This window comes from Myroides sp. DW712 (assembly GCF_046557355.1).
Taxonomy (GTDB): Bacteria; Bacteroidota; Bacteroidia; order Flavobacteriales; family Flavobacteriaceae; genus Flavobacterium.
Map to the genome: position 1 here is coordinate 26008 of NZ_JBKFDO010000012.1, position 17287 is coordinate 43294.

General features: G+C 38.2%; 14 protein-coding genes, 2 tRNA genes and 1 pseudogene. 5 read left to right on the plus strand and 12 right to left on the minus strand.

Annotated features, from left to right (window positions below):
• Positions 1 to 101 precede the first annotated feature (101 nt).
• From secA to ACLJX0_RS10670, 8 genes and pseudogenes are all read right to left on the minus strand, one after another.
• Positions 102 to 3170, minus strand: a pseudogene (gene secA, locus ACLJX0_RS10635) (preprotein translocase subunit SecA); the annotation flags it as partial.
• Between the two features lie 75 nt (positions 3171 to 3245).
• Positions 3246 to 3467 carry a DUF2795 domain-containing protein gene (locus tag ACLJX0_RS10640; RefSeq protein WP_002986941.1) on the minus strand — a complete coding sequence of 74 codons (222 nt, stop codon included), beginning with the start codon at positions 3465 to 3467 and terminating at the stop codon, positions 3246 to 3248.
• A 130-nt stretch (positions 3468 to 3597) separates the two neighbouring features.
• The gene (locus ACLJX0_RS10645; protein ID WP_410880332.1) at positions 3598 to 4173 is read right to left on the minus strand and encodes a cob(I)yrinic acid a,c-diamide adenosyltransferase; all 576 of its coding nucleotides are present in this window, start codon (positions 4171 to 4173) and stop codon (positions 3598 to 3600) included.
• Between the two features lie 81 nt (positions 4174 to 4254).
• Entirely contained in the window at positions 4255 to 4947 is a 693-nt protein-coding gene (locus ACLJX0_RS10650; RefSeq protein WP_410880333.1) for an ABC transporter ATP-binding protein, read from the minus strand.
• A gap of 45 nt (positions 4948 to 4992) precedes the next feature.
• Complete coding sequence (locus tag ACLJX0_RS10655) at positions 4993 to 5532, minus strand: hypothetical protein (RefSeq protein ID WP_410880335.1); 540 nt, start codon at positions 5530 to 5532, stop codon at positions 4993 to 4995.
• A gap of 657 nt (positions 5533 to 6189) precedes the next feature.
• Positions 6190 to 6651 carry a DUF3761 domain-containing protein gene (locus ACLJX0_RS10660; RefSeq protein ID WP_410880338.1) on the minus strand — a complete coding sequence of 154 codons (462 nt, stop codon included), beginning with the start codon at positions 6649 to 6651 and terminating at the stop codon, positions 6190 to 6192.
• A gap of 229 nt (positions 6652 to 6880) precedes the next feature.
• Positions 6881 to 6954: transfer RNA gene (locus tag ACLJX0_RS10665), tRNA-Arg, on the minus strand.
• A gap of 11 nt (positions 6955 to 6965) precedes the next feature.
• Positions 6966 to 7039, minus strand: a tRNA-Arg gene (locus ACLJX0_RS10670).
• A 269-nt stretch (positions 7040 to 7308) separates the two neighbouring features.
• Between ACLJX0_RS10670 and ACLJX0_RS10675 the strand changes: the two genes are divergently transcribed.
• A complete protein-coding gene (locus ACLJX0_RS10675) occupies positions 7309 to 7905 on the plus strand; it encodes a hypothetical protein (RefSeq protein WP_410880340.1) in 597 nt (198 codons plus the stop codon).
• Here the strand turns inward: ACLJX0_RS10675 and ACLJX0_RS10680 are convergent.
• The gene (locus ACLJX0_RS10680) at positions 7897 to 8265 is read right to left on the minus strand and encodes a hypothetical protein (protein WP_410880342.1); all 369 of its coding nucleotides are present in this window, start codon (positions 8263 to 8265) and stop codon (positions 7897 to 7899) included. The two genes, ACLJX0_RS10675 and ACLJX0_RS10680, sit on opposite strands and share 9 nt — an antisense overlap.
• 131 nt (positions 8266 to 8396) lie before the next feature.
• Complete coding sequence (gene rho, locus ACLJX0_RS10685; protein ID WP_410880344.1) at positions 8397 to 10253, minus strand: transcription termination factor Rho; 1857 nt, start codon at positions 10251 to 10253, stop codon at positions 8397 to 8399.
• 192 nt (positions 10254 to 10445) lie between these two features.
• On the opposite strand from rho, the gene ACLJX0_RS10690 reads away from it, so the two are divergent.
• Entirely contained in the window at positions 10446 to 10862 is a 417-nt protein-coding gene (locus ACLJX0_RS10690; RefSeq protein WP_410880480.1) for a DUF4293 domain-containing protein, read from the plus strand.
• Between the two features lie 43 nt (positions 10863 to 10905).
• On the opposite strand, the gene ACLJX0_RS10695 is transcribed toward ACLJX0_RS10690, so the two are convergent.
• Together ACLJX0_RS10695 and ACLJX0_RS10700 are read right to left on the minus strand one after the other, a co-directional pair.
• Positions 10906 to 11418 (minus strand): metallophosphoesterase family protein, encoded by a 513-nt coding sequence (locus tag ACLJX0_RS10695; protein WP_410880346.1) that lies wholly within the window; start codon positions 11416 to 11418, stop codon positions 10906 to 10908.
• Between the two features lie 30 nt (positions 11419 to 11448).
• On the minus strand, positions 11449 to 12729 hold the full coding sequence (locus ACLJX0_RS10700) for a M64 family metallopeptidase (RefSeq protein ID WP_410880348.1): 1281 nt from the start codon (positions 12727 to 12729) through the stop codon (positions 11449 to 11451).
• A gap of 273 nt (positions 12730 to 13002) precedes the next feature.
• On the opposite strand from ACLJX0_RS10700, the gene truA reads away from it, so the two are divergent.
• From truA to ACLJX0_RS10715, 3 genes are all read left to right on the plus strand, one after another.
• Complete coding sequence (truA, locus tag ACLJX0_RS10705) at positions 13003 to 13740, plus strand: tRNA pseudouridine(38-40) synthase TruA (protein WP_410880350.1); 738 nt, start codon at positions 13003 to 13005, stop codon at positions 13738 to 13740.
• The gene (locus tag ACLJX0_RS10710) at positions 13737 to 15491 is read left to right on the plus strand and encodes an ABC transporter ATP-binding protein (RefSeq protein ID WP_410880352.1); all 1755 of its coding nucleotides are present in this window, start codon (positions 13737 to 13739) and stop codon (positions 15489 to 15491) included. The genes truA and ACLJX0_RS10710 overlap by 4 nt, the downstream gene beginning before the upstream one ends.
• 240 nt (positions 15492 to 15731) lie before the next feature.
• Positions 15732 to 17207 carry a DASS family sodium-coupled anion symporter gene (locus ACLJX0_RS10715; protein ID WP_410880354.1) on the plus strand — a complete coding sequence of 492 codons (1476 nt, stop codon included), beginning with the start codon at positions 15732 to 15734 and terminating at the stop codon, positions 17205 to 17207.
• Positions 17208 to 17287: the final 80 nt, after the last annotated feature.

The window sequence follows — 17287 nt, forward strand, 5'->3', positions numbered from 1 at the left end:
AACCAACCTTAACAGCGTATTACCATAAAAAAAGGGGCGCTGAATCAGCGCCCCTTTTATATACTGCAAGCTAAAAATTAGGCTTGTTCTTCTTGTGTTGGTTGAATTGGCAAGTCCGCTTTCGTTAAGAATGACGTTACTTCCGCATCCATTTCCGCCATTGTTTTCTTAAACAATTCAAAGGCTTCAAATTTGTAAATCAACAAAGGATCTTTTTGTTCGTGAACGGCTAATTGAACCGATTGTTTCAATTCATCCATTTTTCTAAGGTGTTTTTTCCACGCCTCATCTAAAATAGACAATACCACATTCTTTTCGAAATCGTCAATTAAACTCATCCCTTCTGTGTTGTAGGCTGTTTCTAAATTAGTCACCACATTCATGGTTTTCATTCCATCTGTAAATGGCACCACAATACGCTCAAAGTTATTCTCTTGATTTTCGTATACGTTTTTAATTACTTTGAATGCTTCAGCAGCAGAACGTTGTCCTTTTTCACGGTAAGCCGTAAATGCTTTTTCATACAAGCGATTAGCCAACGTCACTATATCGTCTTTGTTGAATTGATCTTCTGTCACTACATCATTGATTCCGAAGTTGCGGATCATATCTAAATCTAGATTCTTGAAATCATTCGCCATTTTGTTTGTTTCACTAATGCGCTCACATAAGTCGTACATCATATTGGCGATATCCACTTTTAGACGGTCTCCAAACAACGCGTGTTTTCTACGTTTGTAAATAACCTCACGTTGTGCATTCATCACGTCATCATATTCTAATAGACGCTTACGAATACCAAAGTTATTTTCTTCTACTTTTTTCTGTGCTCTTTCGATTGATTTGGTCATCATCGAATGTTGAATAACTTCTCCTTCTTCTAAGCCCATTCGATCCATAATCTTCGCTACACGCTCTGATCCGAACAAACGCATTAAGTTATCCTCTAAAGAGACATAGAATTGAGAGCTTCCTGGATCTCCTTGACGTCCTGCACGACCTCTTAACTGACGGTCCACACGTCTGGAATCATGACGCTCCGTACCGATAATTGCTAACCCTCCTTTGTCTTTTACCTCTTGTGAAAGTTTAATATCCGTACCACGACCTGCCATGTTCGTTGCAATCGTTACGATACCTGGTTTTCCAGCCTCTTCAACAATTTGAGCCTCTTGTTTGTGTAATTTCGCGTTCAATACGTTGTGTTGAATCCCACGCATTTTTAACGATCTACTCAATAATTCAGAAATCTCAACTGAAGTTGTACCAATTAACACTGGACGGCCTGCCTGTGATAATTCTACAACATCATCAATCACCGCTTTGTATTTTTCACGTACTGAACGGTAGATTTTGTCTTCTTTATCTTTACGAGCAATTCCTCTATTTGTTGGAATTTCAACTACGTCTAACTTATAGATTTGCAAGAACTCCCCTGCTTCAGTAATCGCTGTACCCGTCATACCTCCTAGTTTCTTGTACATACGGAAGTAATTCTGTAAGGTAATCGTCGCAAAAGTTTGCGTCGCTGCTTCAATTTTTACGTTTTCTTTTGCTTCAATCGCCTGGTGTAATCCGTCTGAATAACGACGGCCATCCATGATACGACCTGTTTGCTCATCCACGATTAAAATCTTGTTGTCAATCACCACATATTCTGTATCTTTTTCAAATACTGTATACGCTTTCAACAACTGGTTTAACGTGTGGATACGCTCGCTTTTCACTCCAAAATCTTGGAATAAACGCTCTTTAGCAACTGCTTCGTCTTCTCTTGATAAGTTTTGACTTTCGATGCGTGCTACTTCTGTACCAATGTCTGGTAAAACGAAGAAATGCTCATCCGTATCTTGAGATAGGAATTTAATTCCATTATCTGTCAATTGCACTTGATTGTTTTTCTCTTCAATCACGAAGTACAAGGCTTCATCCACTTTATGCATTTCTCTGTTGTTGTCCTGCATATAGTGATTTTCTGTTTTTTGAAGCAATTGTTTCACCCCTTCTTCACTTAAGAATTTGATTAGGGCTTTATTCTTTGGTAAGCTTCGGTAGGCTCTTAACAATAAGAAACCACCTTCTTTTGTATTTCCTTCGCGGATTAATTTTCTAGCCTCTGCCAAGAAGTTGTTGGCTAATTTGCGTTGAATTTCAACTAAGTTTGCCACTTTTGGTTTTAACTCGTTGAATTCGTGACGATCACCTTGCGGAACAGGTCCTGAAATAATTAACGGTGTTCTCGCGTCATCCACTAATACGGAATCGACCTCATCGACAATCGCATAGTTGTGTACACGTTGCACCAATTCTTCTGGTGTATGCGCCATATTATCTCTCAAGTAATCGAAACCAAATTCGTTATTTGTTCCGTAGGTAATATCAGCTGCATAAGCGGCTCTTCTACCTGCTGAGTTTGGTTGGTGATTATCAATACAATCTACAGACATCCCGTGGAACTCAAATAAAGGCGCTTTCCATTGGCTATCCCTTTTAGCAAGGTAGTCATTCACGGTTACTAAATGTACTCCGTTTCCAGTTAAGGCATTTAAGTATAAAGGCAAGGTTGCAACTAAGGTTTTCCCTTCCCCTGTTTGCATCTCTGCAATTTTTCCTTGGTGTAATACAATACCACCGATTAACTGAACGTCATAGTGAATCATATCCCACGTTACTTCTTTTCCAGCAGCAGACCATTTATTGGCCCAACTCGCTTTTCCGTCAGCAATGGTTACATAGGGTTTGCTTTGCGAGAACTCTATATCTTTTTCTGAAGCCGTTACCTCAACGGTATCATTTTCCTTGAAGCGTTTTGCAGTTTCTTTCACCACCGCAAAAGCTTCTGGTAAGATGTCCATCAATACTTTTTCTGTATTGTCGTACGCTTCTTTCTCTAAGCTATCAATGCTCGCATAGATAGCCTCTCTTTTATCGATGTCTTGAGTCTTCTCGATCTCTTCCTTATACGAAGCAATTTTCGCATCTTGATCGGCTCTCGATTGTTGAATTTTCTCTTTGAAATAGATTGTCTTCGCTCTTAATTCATCATTTGATAAAGCAGATAAAGACGATTCATACGTTTTAATTTTTTCAATTAGAGGTTTTATCTCTTTGATATCTCGTTCTGATTTATCACCGACAAAAACCTTTAATATACTATTTATAAGACTCATAGGTTTATATATTTTTACTCTTTTTTACTTGCTAAAATAAACAAAAAAAAGCCTTGAAGCAGGCTTTTTTCTATATTAATATTCATCCTCGTTCCAAAGATAATCTTCGTCCGTAGGATAGTCTGGCCAAATTTCTTCCATAGATTCATAGATTTCTCCCTCATCCTCGATGGATTGTAAGTTTTCTACTACTTCAAGGGGTGCACCTGTTCTAATAGCATAATCTATCAACTCATCTTTAGTAGCAGGCCATGGAGCATCACTTAAATAAGATGCTAATTCTAATGTCCAATACATCTCTTAACCTTTTTTAAATTTTATTGCAAAAATAAATTTTATTATGAAATAAGCAAGCTTTTTTTATAGTATTTCACTAAGTTTAAAGAACGACTTATTTTTATCACATATAAAAGCAGTTCATTTTCTCTTATTTTTCCCTTGCTGGGATCCATTTGATCTCTTCTGCTTGGAAATCAAGAGTCAACTTTCGTGCCAACACAAATAGATAGTCAGAAAGTCGGTTTAAATACATCAAAACTTCTGCCTCTAGGGGGTCAATTTCGTGTAATTGTACTGACAGACGCTCTGCTCTACGGCAAACACAGCGTGCAATATGACAGAATGACACTGTTGTATGCCCTCCTGGAAGAATAAAATGGGTCATCAAGGGTAGGTTCGCATCCAATCGATCGATTTCTCGTTCTAAGGTAGCCACGGTTTCTGCTGTAATCCTGGCAATAGTTAAGCGTTCCTTCCCGTTTTTTAAGCGTTCTTTCTCTGGATCTGTGGCCAGTATGGCACCAACCGTAAAAAGGTCGTGTTGAATCGCGAGCAAAGTTGCTCGATCTTGTTCCTCTACAACCTGATCTCGAATCAAACCAATATGCGCATTGAGTTCATCAACTGTTCCGTAGGACTCTACGCGAATATGGTATTTAGGCACACGTGTACCGCCAAATAAAGCAGTAGTTCCCTGATCGCCTGTTTTGGTATAAATTTTCATATCTAGTTAGCCGTTAAAGCGAAGTGTTTTTTCACTTTCAAGTCGAAAGTACGCTATTTACCTCAAAAAAACGAGCCTATCTTATTTAATTCGCTCGTCGCTTTCGATAATTCCATCGCGTAGTCGAATAATGCGATGTGCATGTTCGGCAATATCCTCTTCGTGTGTTACGAGAATAACCGTATTGCCCTTGCTGTGGATTTCATCAAACAAGGCCATAATTTCAATAGAAGTTTTAGTATCTAAATTTCCTGTAGGTTCATCCGCTAAGATAATGGAAGGGTTATTCACGAGTGCACGTGCCACTGCCACGCGTTGGCGTTGTCCGCCTGACAATTGATTAGGGTGGTGATCCATGCGATCACCCAATCCTACCATATGCAAGACATCCGAAGCCCGTTGGTTGCGCTCCTCTTTGGATCGCCCCGCGTAAATCATCGGTAAGGCTACATTATCCAAAGCGGTGGTACGCGGCATTAAGTTAAACGTTTGAAAAACAAAACCAATATCCTTATTTCGAATTTCCGCCAATTGATCGTCATCCAATCGACTGACATCCTTGTTATTTAAGCTATAGTAACCCGAAGTGGGGGTATCCAAACAACCTAAAATATTCATTAAGGTGGATTTTCCCGATCCTGAAGGTCCCATTAAAGCCACGTAATCTCCCTTTTCAATTTGAAGATTGACACCTTTTAGCACTTTAACGGTTTCTGATCCCATCTTAAAATCGCGCTTAATTTCTTTGATATCGATGATTAACTCTCTTGCCATAGCCTTTGATTTTCTTATCTATAAGTGTATAACCCCTTGATTTTGTTACACGCGAAGCAAGCGAAAAACCCGATCAGGCTGTAAACGCAAGTTAAAATGCTGTTTCCGCTGTTCTTTTCGCTTCAAAGCGACGCCAAAATAATAGAAATCTAAAGTTACAATCATTTCAGGAGAAGCCACGACTTCCTGCCAATATTTTTCAACAGACTCTTCCTTCTCTCTTCGATCGATAATCCAAAGTGAATCGTTATGCATGGTTTGAGCTACCACTGCTACGGAGGGCCAGGTTTGGACTGCTGTTCCTTCAAAGAGGATGCAGTCATACCCAACACTGGAGTCAGCTTGATAGGTGACTAGTGGAATTTCCGTTTTCAATGACTTGGGTGTGTTCCCTTCTAACGTAGCCATTTGTTGGGGTTTAAAATAAGCCACTAATCGATCGATAAATTGCTCTTTTCTCGATCTACCTTTCCAACGGGAATCTGCAGGATACAATCCTTTAGTCAATAAATTAAACACAAAAGGCGAATGCGTGCCGTGTTCGTTATAAGCGGAAAACCAGAATTGAAGGTAATCAAAAATCATAAGGTAACATATTGTTCATTGTCGTAGAAAAATCTTACACGACGATTGCACAACAAAGGTAGTTTTTACTTTGGTTGTGTTATGTAATTATGTAAAACATTTTACATAAACAGGTAGAATTTCATAACAAAAAACTAGACAAAGGTGTAGAAGCTTCTTACTTGTGACCACGGCAGGAGTACCAACTTATCGCATCATAACTTACAAAAAAACATATTATACCTTAAGAACCCCTTATTTGCACGACGATTGCACGACAAAAGTATTTTTTACTTTTTGCTTTCCGTATCGTATAATCGAATATTTTATATCTTTTGACTAAGTTTGGTAAGTACTGTGTCCATAGTGATTCCATTATGCGTCCATAGTGTGTCTATTAAAAATAGGTTTTTCTATAGACACACTATGGACGCATTACAGAAGTAGTATGTAGACAGCTAAAAGAATACTCTTTATTTTTTCAAACCTCTAATTGAAAAATATGCTTTGCTTAAAAATTTAGACAGTGAATTATTATTCTCAATTGATCATCTAAAATTATATAAAGTTACAGCATTTGATAATAATAATTCTAGTACTTTAGAAGAAAATAATATACAGTAAATATATTTCCAAAACCAACTCAACATCAGCTTTTTCACTCAAAACAAAACTAATTTAATCCCACCAATACTTGTATCTCCATTCTCTGACACCATTATGATGCGAACATGTTCCTGAGCCAACTGAATAACTATATGTTCCATCTCTACACACTGCTCCTGTTCTCTTTCTTGAACCGAAAGTAAAAACAGTAAAAAAAATTATAAGTAAGATTGAAATTCTTATTAAGGGTAATTTCTTTGATTCTTTCTCAGTATAGATTGGTGGCTTGTAGTTATCTATAGTAACTACACGGTGTAATTGTACTGTTTCGTTTTTATATAATGGCTGACCATATGAATCATTTTTATTTTTCCTGATAATACGAATAAAATCTAAAAAGTAAAAGACTGTATATATAATAAAAACTAAAGAAATAAAGCAAACAAAAAGTAATGAATTACCTGTTATAATTGAATAAACCAAAAGCCCAATAAACAACCAAAGCACTAGTTTATTTATTTTTTTATTTTTCATTTTAAAAAAAGAGTCTGTAATGAAAATTCACTGAATAAGCTAATATACTTAAATAATGACTAAGTATTATAGAACTAGTTCAATATCAGTCTTTTCAATCAAAACAAGATAATCACCGCCATCAATTACCATTTGATCCGTTTTGTACTTGATCCAAAGTTTCGAATTCTATATTTGACCGAACTACATAAAAAAAACCTACACAAATGTGTAGGTTTTTTCTTTGTTGTGACGATGACAGGATTCAAACCTGTAACCTTCTGAGCCGTAATCAGATGCGCTATTCAGTTGCGCCACATCGCCATTGTATTTTGTGACCACGGCAGGATTCAAACCTGCAACCTTCTGAGCCGTAATCAGATGCGCTATTCAGTTGCGCCACGTGGCCTTGTTGCTTATTGCGAGTGCAAATATAAGACGATATTCTGTAAAACCAAACCAGAACAAGGAAAAAATCAATGTTTTTTTTAAGCTATTTATTAATTGATTAATTGAGAGGTGCTTAGCAAAGTATATATTTTCTATTTTTTTTAATTTAAAAAAAAGTTCCCTCATCCCTGACACTTTTTCTTTGCTTAACCATGAAAAACGCTCGTTGTTTCACAGCGCAAATAAACTTTTTTTGTTATTTTAGTTCTTTCACCTTGAGCAGAACGAATGAAAACAGCACTAAAATACATCGAACTAAAAACGGGTTTTGGCCATACTGGTCCGGCTTGGATTGGGTTGGTCTCCTTTTCTAAAAGCAACAAAACCCTTTATTTTGACGGAAAAGCATTTCAAAGCTTAGAGGGAAATGGCATATATGGTAATTATTACGACATCGAATCTGGGGATGAATATTGGATTTCTGGGGTAAAAAAGAACCAACGCGATCGGCATATTTATGGAGGTGGGATGATTCAGGTGGAGCGCGGCATCGTTGAGCAGTATCTAAAAGAGGTGAATCAACCCTTTTTAAACCCCAAACAGTATCAACTCGTGGATGTAGACCCTATACTCCCCCTAACGCGTATTCACAGCTTAGAAAACGCGCTTTCTTCTCCAGATACTGGTCTAACATGGAGCAATCACTACGATACCCCCTCTGCCATGACGTTAGAAGAATTAGATGATTTAATCGCGTATTTTCAAGAGCTTGCTATACATGGTCCCTTTTTAAAAGGACGCAAATACGCGCGCAATCAAGTGAAGCTTTACCTTCAAGAGAAAGAAAAAAGAACACAAAAAGAAAGGGAATCAGTACTACTGTAACTTGCTGTAGTACACATACACCAAGGTAGTAATCAAAAAGATAATCAGGTAAAAATACAGCGGATTCCCCGTAAACAATCCTACGATTAAGAACAACAACGTGGCAATTGCTCCTGCCAAGAGGAAGTTAAACGTATCTTTATCAATCAAATCGTCAAAATCATCCTCTTCTTCCTTGATTTCTTTTTCGAGCTGTTTGGTTTTTTCTTCGAGTTGGGCTTTTTTTTCTGACCAAGTTTTTTGTAGTGATTTTCCTTTGGTCGTTACGACTTTATGCTGCACAGACAGTTGTGCTCTACCATAGCGATAACCAAGGTAGTCCACCAATAAAACGAGTACTATCAAAATTAATTTTATCATCCTGTGTCGGCTGTTCCATGCAATCAATGGCGCAAAAATAGCAAACAATCTAGTTTTATCTTGATAAAAAACAAAAAAAGAGATAGTTCCAGCTGGCACTATCTCTTTCTGCTTATATTCAAATTCACTAATTATCCTTGAATTTCTGCAAAGAACTCTTCGTTATTTTTGGTATTTTGAATCGAATCAATGATGGAAGTCATCGCCTCAATGGAGTTCATATCATCCATCACTTTGCGAACCGTCCAGGTGCGTTGTAAAGCATCTCGATCTAGTAACTCATCATCGCGACGTGTACTAGACGACGTGATGTCAATCGCAGGGTAAATGCGTTTATTCGCCAATTTACGATCCAATTGAAGTTCCATATTTCCTGTTCCTTTGAACTCTTCGAAAATAACCTCATCCATTTTAGATCCAGTATCCACTAAAGCCGTAGCAATAATACTCAACGACCCACCATTTTCAATGTTACGAGCAGCTCCGAAAAAGCGTTTTGGTTTTTGTAGTGCATTGGCATCTACCCCACCACTCAATACTTTTCCGGAAGCAGGTTGTACCGTATTGTAAGCACGAGCTAAACGCGTGATGGAATCCAATAGGATCACCACATCGTGTCCACATTCTACTAAGCGCTTGGCTTTTTCTAACACGATATTCGCTACTTTCACGTGACGTTCTGCTGGTTCATCAAACGTAGACGCAATAACTTCCGCTCGTACGCTGCGTTGCATATCCGTCACCTCTTCTGGACGTTCATCGATTAATAAAACGATCAAATAAACTTCAGGATGATTGGATGCGATGGCATTCGCTACATCTTTTAACAACATCGTTTTACCCGTTTTGGGTTGAGCCACAATCATCCCACGTTGTCCTTTACCAATAGGAGCAAACATATCCATAATACGCGTTGATGTTGTGCTTCGGTGTCCATCTAATTTAAATTTTTCCGTTGGGAAAATTGGCGTTAAATGTTCAAAAGATACACGATCTCTCACACTTTGTGGATCGTGCCCATTGATTTTCAATACGCGTACCAAAGGAAAAAATTTCTCTCCTTCTTTGGGTGGACGTACCACGCCCTTAACAGTATCTCCTGTTTTCAATCCAAAAAGGCGGATTTGTGATTGAGACAAATAAATATCATCCGGAGAAGACAGGTAATTGTAATCCGCAGAACGCAAGAACCCATAGCCATCTGGCATCATTTCCAATACACCTTCACTTTCAATAATACCATCGAACTCATAATCAGGTTCTCTGAAATTATTTTTTTGTTGGGTGTTATTGTTATTGGATTGGTTTTGGTTTCGCTGTTGATTTTTATTGCCTTGTTGATTGTGGTGTTGTTTCTTATTTTCTTGTTCAACTACAGGCTGTTCGCTTACAACTGAAGACTCAGTTTCGCTTTTGGTTGTATCTGGAGCAACTCCTTGACGTTGGTCATCCCCTTGTTGCTTTCTATTATTTTTAAAGTCGCGTTTTTGAAAGTCGCGTTTGGTATTGTCATTTTTCTTTTTGGAAGCAAACTCTTTTCGATTTTCACGAGAAGGAGCAGTTTGATCTGCATTTGCTTGGGCATCTGTTCGCTCTGGTGCGGAAGGCTCCACCATTGCCGTTGTTGTTTCAATCGCCTGCTCTTGTTTCCCTCTCATTGGTTTTGCTTCAACCCCTGTTGTCTGTTTTGCTAAGCGTGGGCGTTTCGGTTTTTCGACTGTCGTATCTTCTGCAGATACAGTTTGATTCGCTTTTTCTTTGCTTACCTTTTCTGCATTTGCCTTCTCTGGGTTCACTTTTTCTGAATTTGCTTTTTCTGGCTTTGCAACAGCCTTTGGTGCTTTAGCTTCTGTTGGAGTCTGAAGCGCTAAAATTCGCTCAATTAACTCTCCTTTTTTTAAAGTCGACACCTTAGTCAGCTTAGCCTGCTTCGCGATCTCCTGAAGGTCAGAAACCTTCATTTTTTCTAATTGGGAAATGTCAAACATATAAATGTTTATAGATTATAAATAAATGAGTTGTGTCTTAAAAATAAGAATGGAATTTTTGTTAGTAGAAGTGTCGTATTATGAAGTACTTACGACATAACTGTTGCAATAATACGAATTATTTTTAATATTTAATAGGTTTTTATAAAAAAGAAACCTTACTTTTGTGTGAGTTACAGAAAATCAATCATCATGTTACAGCGAATTCAAACCGTATATATGTTACTAGTTCTTATTACACTAGGCGTATTACCCTTTGTTTTTCCTTTATGGTACAATGCACAGCAAGAGGAAGTTTACTTTATGTTTTTCCCTGCGTTTACGTTTCTTTTTGGCGCATCTGCTGCATTAACCGTAGTAAGTATCATGAATTATAAAAATAGACAACGCCAGTTTGTTTGTAACAGACTGACCATGATATTAAACGTTATACTATTAGGATTATTTGTTTATCGAACACTAACTGTATCTGGAGAAGCGTCAGAAATCGTTTCTGAGAAAGGTATTGGGATGTTCCTCCCTATTGTTTCTATCGTTTTGCTTGTATTAGCAAACAAAGCCATCAAGAAGGATGAAGATCTTGTAAAATCTGTGGATCGCTTACGATAAACCTAACATCTTAGTTTATTAGTGCGTAGAAAAAACCGAACAATTAGACTTGTTCGGTTTTTTTGTTTTTAGGCCATTCAATGAGCTCCATATCTTTAATAGTTCCTTGGTCTAACACAAAACGCAACATGGTTCGAACCTGGTGAAACCCACTAATTCCGGCTGCTCCAGGATTTAAATGCAAAACACTATACTGTGGATCATACTGGATTTTTAAAATATGCGAATGCCCACAAATGTATAATCCTGGTTTTTCCTTGAGTAATTGATTTTTTACCTGGGTGCGATATTTTCCAGGATATCCACCGATGTGAATCATATACACCTTCATCCCTTCACAAACGAAGACTTGTTCTTCGGGGAATTCTAATCGTGCCTCCGCGTCGTCTATATTGCCATAGACAGCACGTAGTGGTTTGAGTTTTTTAATTTCGTCCGTCACCTGTAAATTACCAATATCTCCTGCATGCCAAACTTCATCCGCTTGTTTGACGTACTTCAGTATGGATTCATCGATACAGCTATGGGTATCGGACAACAATAGTATCTTTTTCAATGGGTTGAATTTTTGTGGGCTTTACCCCCTTTAATCAATATAAAAACGAATCAAATTTTCGATTGCCTGTTGACATACGCTACAAAACTTATCATGTTGGTTGGTACGCATACGACATTCTAGTTCTCCTTTATAAATACCATTTCCCGGTAAACCTTCATATACGCCAATTGGGTATTTTTTCGCTTGATTCAACGGCGTTGGTATGGGTGTTCCCTTTTTCAATTGTCCTTTCCACTTCGCATCGAAATCCTTTAGGGTCGTTATATTTTGCTCCCAAGGTTCCGTTTGATTGGAAATAAAATCACTAAGCACATCTTGTTCATAAAAATACTCATCCGCCAAACCTGCAAAACTATGTCCAAATTCATGTACCACAACAGGTTTAAAATCCTTGTGTCCTGTAGTGGTCAATGTATAAGAATTATAGATTCCACCTCCCCCATATACATCGGTATTGGCGAGGATAATAATATGTTCATAGGGAATTCCGGCCAGTAAATCATGCACCTTCTTGAGGCGGTTCGTCGTTAAATAACGTTCCGAATAAAACGTGTCAAAGTTGGATTCTACGGCTGTTTTTTTCCATTCTCCCGTTCGAGGCACACTTACACCTGAATCTAGTGACGGACTTTGAACCGCAATAAAATTAAAGTAATCTGCAAATTGACCAAAAGGTTGATGGTGGAGAATCTCCCCTACAGATACCTTGGCTGCAGTCAAAAACTGATCCATTTCAGCTTCTGTAAACCCTTCTGCTACGACTGCTACATTAATTGCTTTGTCCTTATTTTTTGCTTGATGGATGTATTCATGAGGTGTTACTTTCACGATTCCTTTATCGTGAATCAGTATATCTTCAGGTTGAACTATATGTGTTATTGTACTTTTCTCTTTTCCATTTTCATCAAACAACACTACTTCTACTTTGGTCTTTTGCTTGGGAAAAGGCACTAAAAAAACATTTTCAAAACTCTTGGAGGTTGTTGTTGCTTCTGCTGTGGATAACCACTCTTGAAACAAGGTACTAAAACTCGTGGTATAGATTAGTTGATTGGTTGCTTCATCATATAAGCGTACCTGCCCATTTCCTCTCAGTGCGTTTTCACTCAGGTGATGGGTTCTACCAGCCCAAGTTGGATAACGCACAAGTTCGTCCAATACGATGAACTGCTCTTGGGCATTTCCTCCAAAAATATAATCCAAACGCAAAGTCTTATTCTCAAAATACTGATTAAAATCTTGGGCCTGTACACTTGCAAATACTCCACTACAGAGCAGTGCTAATACTATCTTCTTTATTTTTTTCATGGTTCGTATCGTTTTCAAAACGTAAAAATAGGACTATTTCATTACTTTTTTGATTTCGTTCATGGCAATTTGGGTGATTGGGTGAGATTGGGTGAGATTGGTTATCAATGAAAATATTTGTTGTAAACAATTGCTTGAACAAAAAGCAACCGACAAAAGCCAAACAACGAAAACCAAAAGCCAAAAATATTCACGCATCACACATTACGCATCACCCATTTCCTTTTTTCCCTATTTTTAAAGTATATTTGTAGGCTTAAAACGAGACTTATTTTGAGATATTTTATCGAATTTGCGTATAATGGAACGAACTATCACGGCTGGCAATTGCAACCGAATGCTCCTACTGTACAGCAAGCGTTAACTGAGGCTATTTCGACTTTACTGCGTCAACCCATTGAATTAATTGGTGCAGGAAGAACGGATGCTGGCGTACACGCCAAGCAGATGTTTGCGCATTTTGACTATGATTCTCCTTTAGATAAAGCGTCGTTGATTCAAAAAATGAATTCATTTTTACCACCTGATATTGTGGTTTATCAGTTTCACGAGGTAGCCACAGATGCCCATGCTCGGTTTGATGCGACTCACCGAACCTACGAATATCACCTGCATCTATTCAAAGATGCTTTTGTTCATCCCTTGAGTTATTACCATCATCGTCCATTGGATGTAGCATTAATGAATCAAGCGGCTCAAATTCTATTTGAATATGAGGATTTTGAGTGTTTTTCAAAAACCCATACGGATGTTTTCACATTCAACTGTACGATATTTCAGGCAGAGTGGAGGCAACTCAACGACAATCAATTGGTGTTTACCATTCGAGCTAATCGTTTTTTACGCAATATGGTACGCGCGATTGTTGGTACTTTAATCAATGTAGGACTACACAAAATCACTCTCGATGACTTCAGAGCCATCATCGAAAGTAAAGACCGTGGACAAGCTGGTTTTTCAGTTCCCGGAAAAGGCTTATTTTTAACCCAAGTTGGTTATCCATATTTATGAAAAAATTAAACTCCATATCCCTGCGCAAAACCTTAGCATATGCCAAACCCTATCAAAGTAGATTTCGTTGGGTGATATTTTTTGCTATTGCGTTATCCGTCTTTGCTGCGGCACGTCCGTATATGGTCAAAGAAACCGTAAATAGCTATGTACAGCCTCAAGATCAAAATGGATTATTACTCTATGTAGGTCTCATGGCTGTTGTCCTGTTTTGTGAAGTGATGTTTCAATTTCTTTTTACCTATTGGGCGAGTTGGTTAGGGCAAGACATTGTCAAAGATATTCGAGAAAAGCTATTTAAAAAGATTATCTCTTTTCGCATGCGTTATTTTGACAATGAACCCGTAGGAAAACTAGTGACGCGTTCCGTATCCGATATCGAATCCATCGCTAGTATTTTCAGCCAAGGGCTGTTTATGATTGTCAGCGACTTACTCAAAATGGTTGTCGTGTTGGGTATTATGTTTTACATGAATTGGAAATTGAGCTGTATTGTTCTATTGGCCATGCCTATTTTGCTCTATGCCACTCGTGTTTTTCAAATCAAAATGAAAGATGCCTTTCAAGAAGTACGCACCCAAATTGCCAACCTCAACACCTTCGTCCAAGAACGTATTTCGGGTATGAAGATTGTTCAACTGTTTACCCGCGAAGAGATTGAATATGAAAAATTCAAAGAAATTAATGAAAAACACAACCAAGCTTGGTTGAAAAATATTTTATACAACTCCATTTTCTTTCCGATTGCCGATATCGTTTCTTCCTTAACCTTGGGAATGGTGATTTGGTATGGCGGAATGTCAATTGTACAAGGAGATAACCTGACTACCTTTGGTGATTTATTCGCCTATACCATGTTAATCAGTATGCTGTTTAACCCTTTGCGTCAAATTGCAGATAAATTCAACGTCATGCAAATGGGAATTATTGCTGCAGAACGCGTATTTGAAGTATTAGAAATGGATGAAACCATTGAAAACAATGGTACAATTCAAGCTCCTGCCTTTAAAGGTGATATTTCTTTAAGCAACGTTCATTTTAGCTATATCCCTGGTGTGGAAGTACTAAAGGGGATTGATTTGGAAATCAAAGCGGGACAAACCGTGGCTATTGTTGGGGCATCTGGAGCTGGAAAATCAACGATTATCAATTTATTGAATCGCTTTTACGATATCAATTCGGGAACCATAAAAATTGATCATATCGATATTCACGATTTTGAACTGGCATCCTTGCGCAAGCAAATTGCAATTGTGTTACAAGATGTCTTCTTATTTAGCGATAGTATTTTAAATAATATTACCCTACACAATCCGGCGATTACACGTGATTTTGTCATTGAATCAGCAAAGAAAATAGGAATTCACTCATTTATTGAAAACTTACCTGGAGGGTATGATTACGACGTAAAAGAACGCGGGGTGATGTTGTCTTCTGGTCAACGCCAATTGATTGCCTTTTTACGCGCCTATGTCAGCAAACCGAGTATTTTGATTCTTGATGAGGCTACTTCTTCTATTGACTCTCACTCGGAAGAACTCCTTCAAAAAGCAACGGATTACTTAACAGAAAATCAAACTTCTATCATCATTGCCCACCGTTTGGCAACCATTGTCAATGCCGATGTAATTATCGTTATGGACAAAGGAAAAATTGTAGAAAAAGGAACACATCAAGAGTTATTGACTTATGATAACGGATACTATAGAAACTTATATGAATCCCAATTTAAAGTGGTGGAATCCGCTTAATCCCTACTTTATATAACTATACGAAAGAGGCTTGTTTCAATACAAGCCTCTTTTTTTTGCTTCTTTCGCAATGTAACAGTTTCATTATTCAAAAAAAAATTAGTCAAAAGTATAGTTTGGTCTATTTCTTGGTAACTAATTAAGAAATACTATTCGGATGTATAACCAAGGAGATTATGTGTCGTTATAGCTCTCCAAGATAAAGCATACATCCATCTATTGAATTAAAAAAGATTAAATATGGCCTATACACTCGAACCAATCAAACCCATCCCGACGGCTATTGCTGTATCACTCACGATAGTGATTTGGTTTTTTATTCCTGTTCCTGCAGGTGTTGATCCCAATGCCTGGCATTTACTTGCGCTATTTGTAGGTACGATTGCTGCAATTATAGGTAAAGCATTACCCATTGGCGCGGTATCCATCGGTGCTATTGCCTTAGTGGCGGTAACTGGAGTAACCAATCCTGGTAATTCTAAAGCGGCTTTAGTCGATGCGTTGAGTGGTTTTTCCAATGATCTCATTTGGTTAATTGGGATTTCCATCATGATTTCCATTAGCTTGTGTAAAACGGGATTAGGGGCTCGAATCGGATATTTTCTGATTTCTATTTTTGGTAAAAAAACGCTAGGAATTGCCTATGCTTTAGCTTTTGCCGAAACGATATTAGCGCCTGTAACACCAAGTAATACAGCTCGTGGAGGTGGTATCATCTACCCCATTATGCGCTCTATCTCAGAAAGCTTTGGATCAAGTCCTACGAATGAGTTGAGAAAACGCATTGGACGTTATTTATCCTTAGTCAACTACAATACCAATCCGATTACTTCCGCCATGTTTATTACGGCAACAGCACCAAATCCGCTTATTGTCAGCATGATTTACGAAGGAACCGATCCTGCCTTTCACCTCTCCTGGGGCATGTGGGCTGTAGCTGCCTTTGTACCAGCCCTTTTTTCTTTATTAATTATGCCTCTGGTTATTTATAAAATATGTCCACCTGAAATTAAGAAAACCCCCAATGCACCTATTTTTGCCAAAGAACAACTGAGAGAATTAGGTCCTTTTTCTCTTCCTGAAAAGATAACGTTGAGTGTGTTTATTCTATTGCTCTTACTTTGGGCTGGTGTTCCTGCCATGCTCTTTGGAGATGCCTATTTAGTACAACCCACGACGGCTGCTTTTATAGGCTTGTCTATCCTACTCGCTACAGGTGTACTGAATTGGAATGATATTCTAAAAAATACGGGAGCCTGGGACACTATTGTGTGGTTTGCTGCCTTAGTTATGATGGCGAGCTTCTTAGGTAAACTTGGTTTAGTTTCCTGGTTAGCGCAAACCGTAGGAACGGGAATTAATCACTTAGGTGTGAACTGGATTGTGGGTACTCTTATTTTACTACTCGTCTACGTGTATTCCCACTACTTTTTTGCCAGCACAACCGCACATATTACTGCCATGTTTGCCGCCTTTTTTGCCGCGGGAATTGCCTTAGGCACACCTCCTATGCTATTGGCCTTACTCCTCGGTTTTTCTTCTTCTTTAATGATGTCTTTGACCCATTATGGAACGGGAACAGCTCCCATTATTTTTGGCGCAGGATACACGACACTCACAGAATGGTGGAAAGTCGGATTTATTGTTAGTCTTGTAAACTTATTCATTTGGATTACCATCGGTGGCTTGTGGTGGAAACTCCTCGGCTACTGGTAATCTCTAGTACCACTATTGTTTTATTATTTTACGCAAACGCGAGATTTTACAAAGTCTCGCGTTTTTTTGTTTTCGTACAA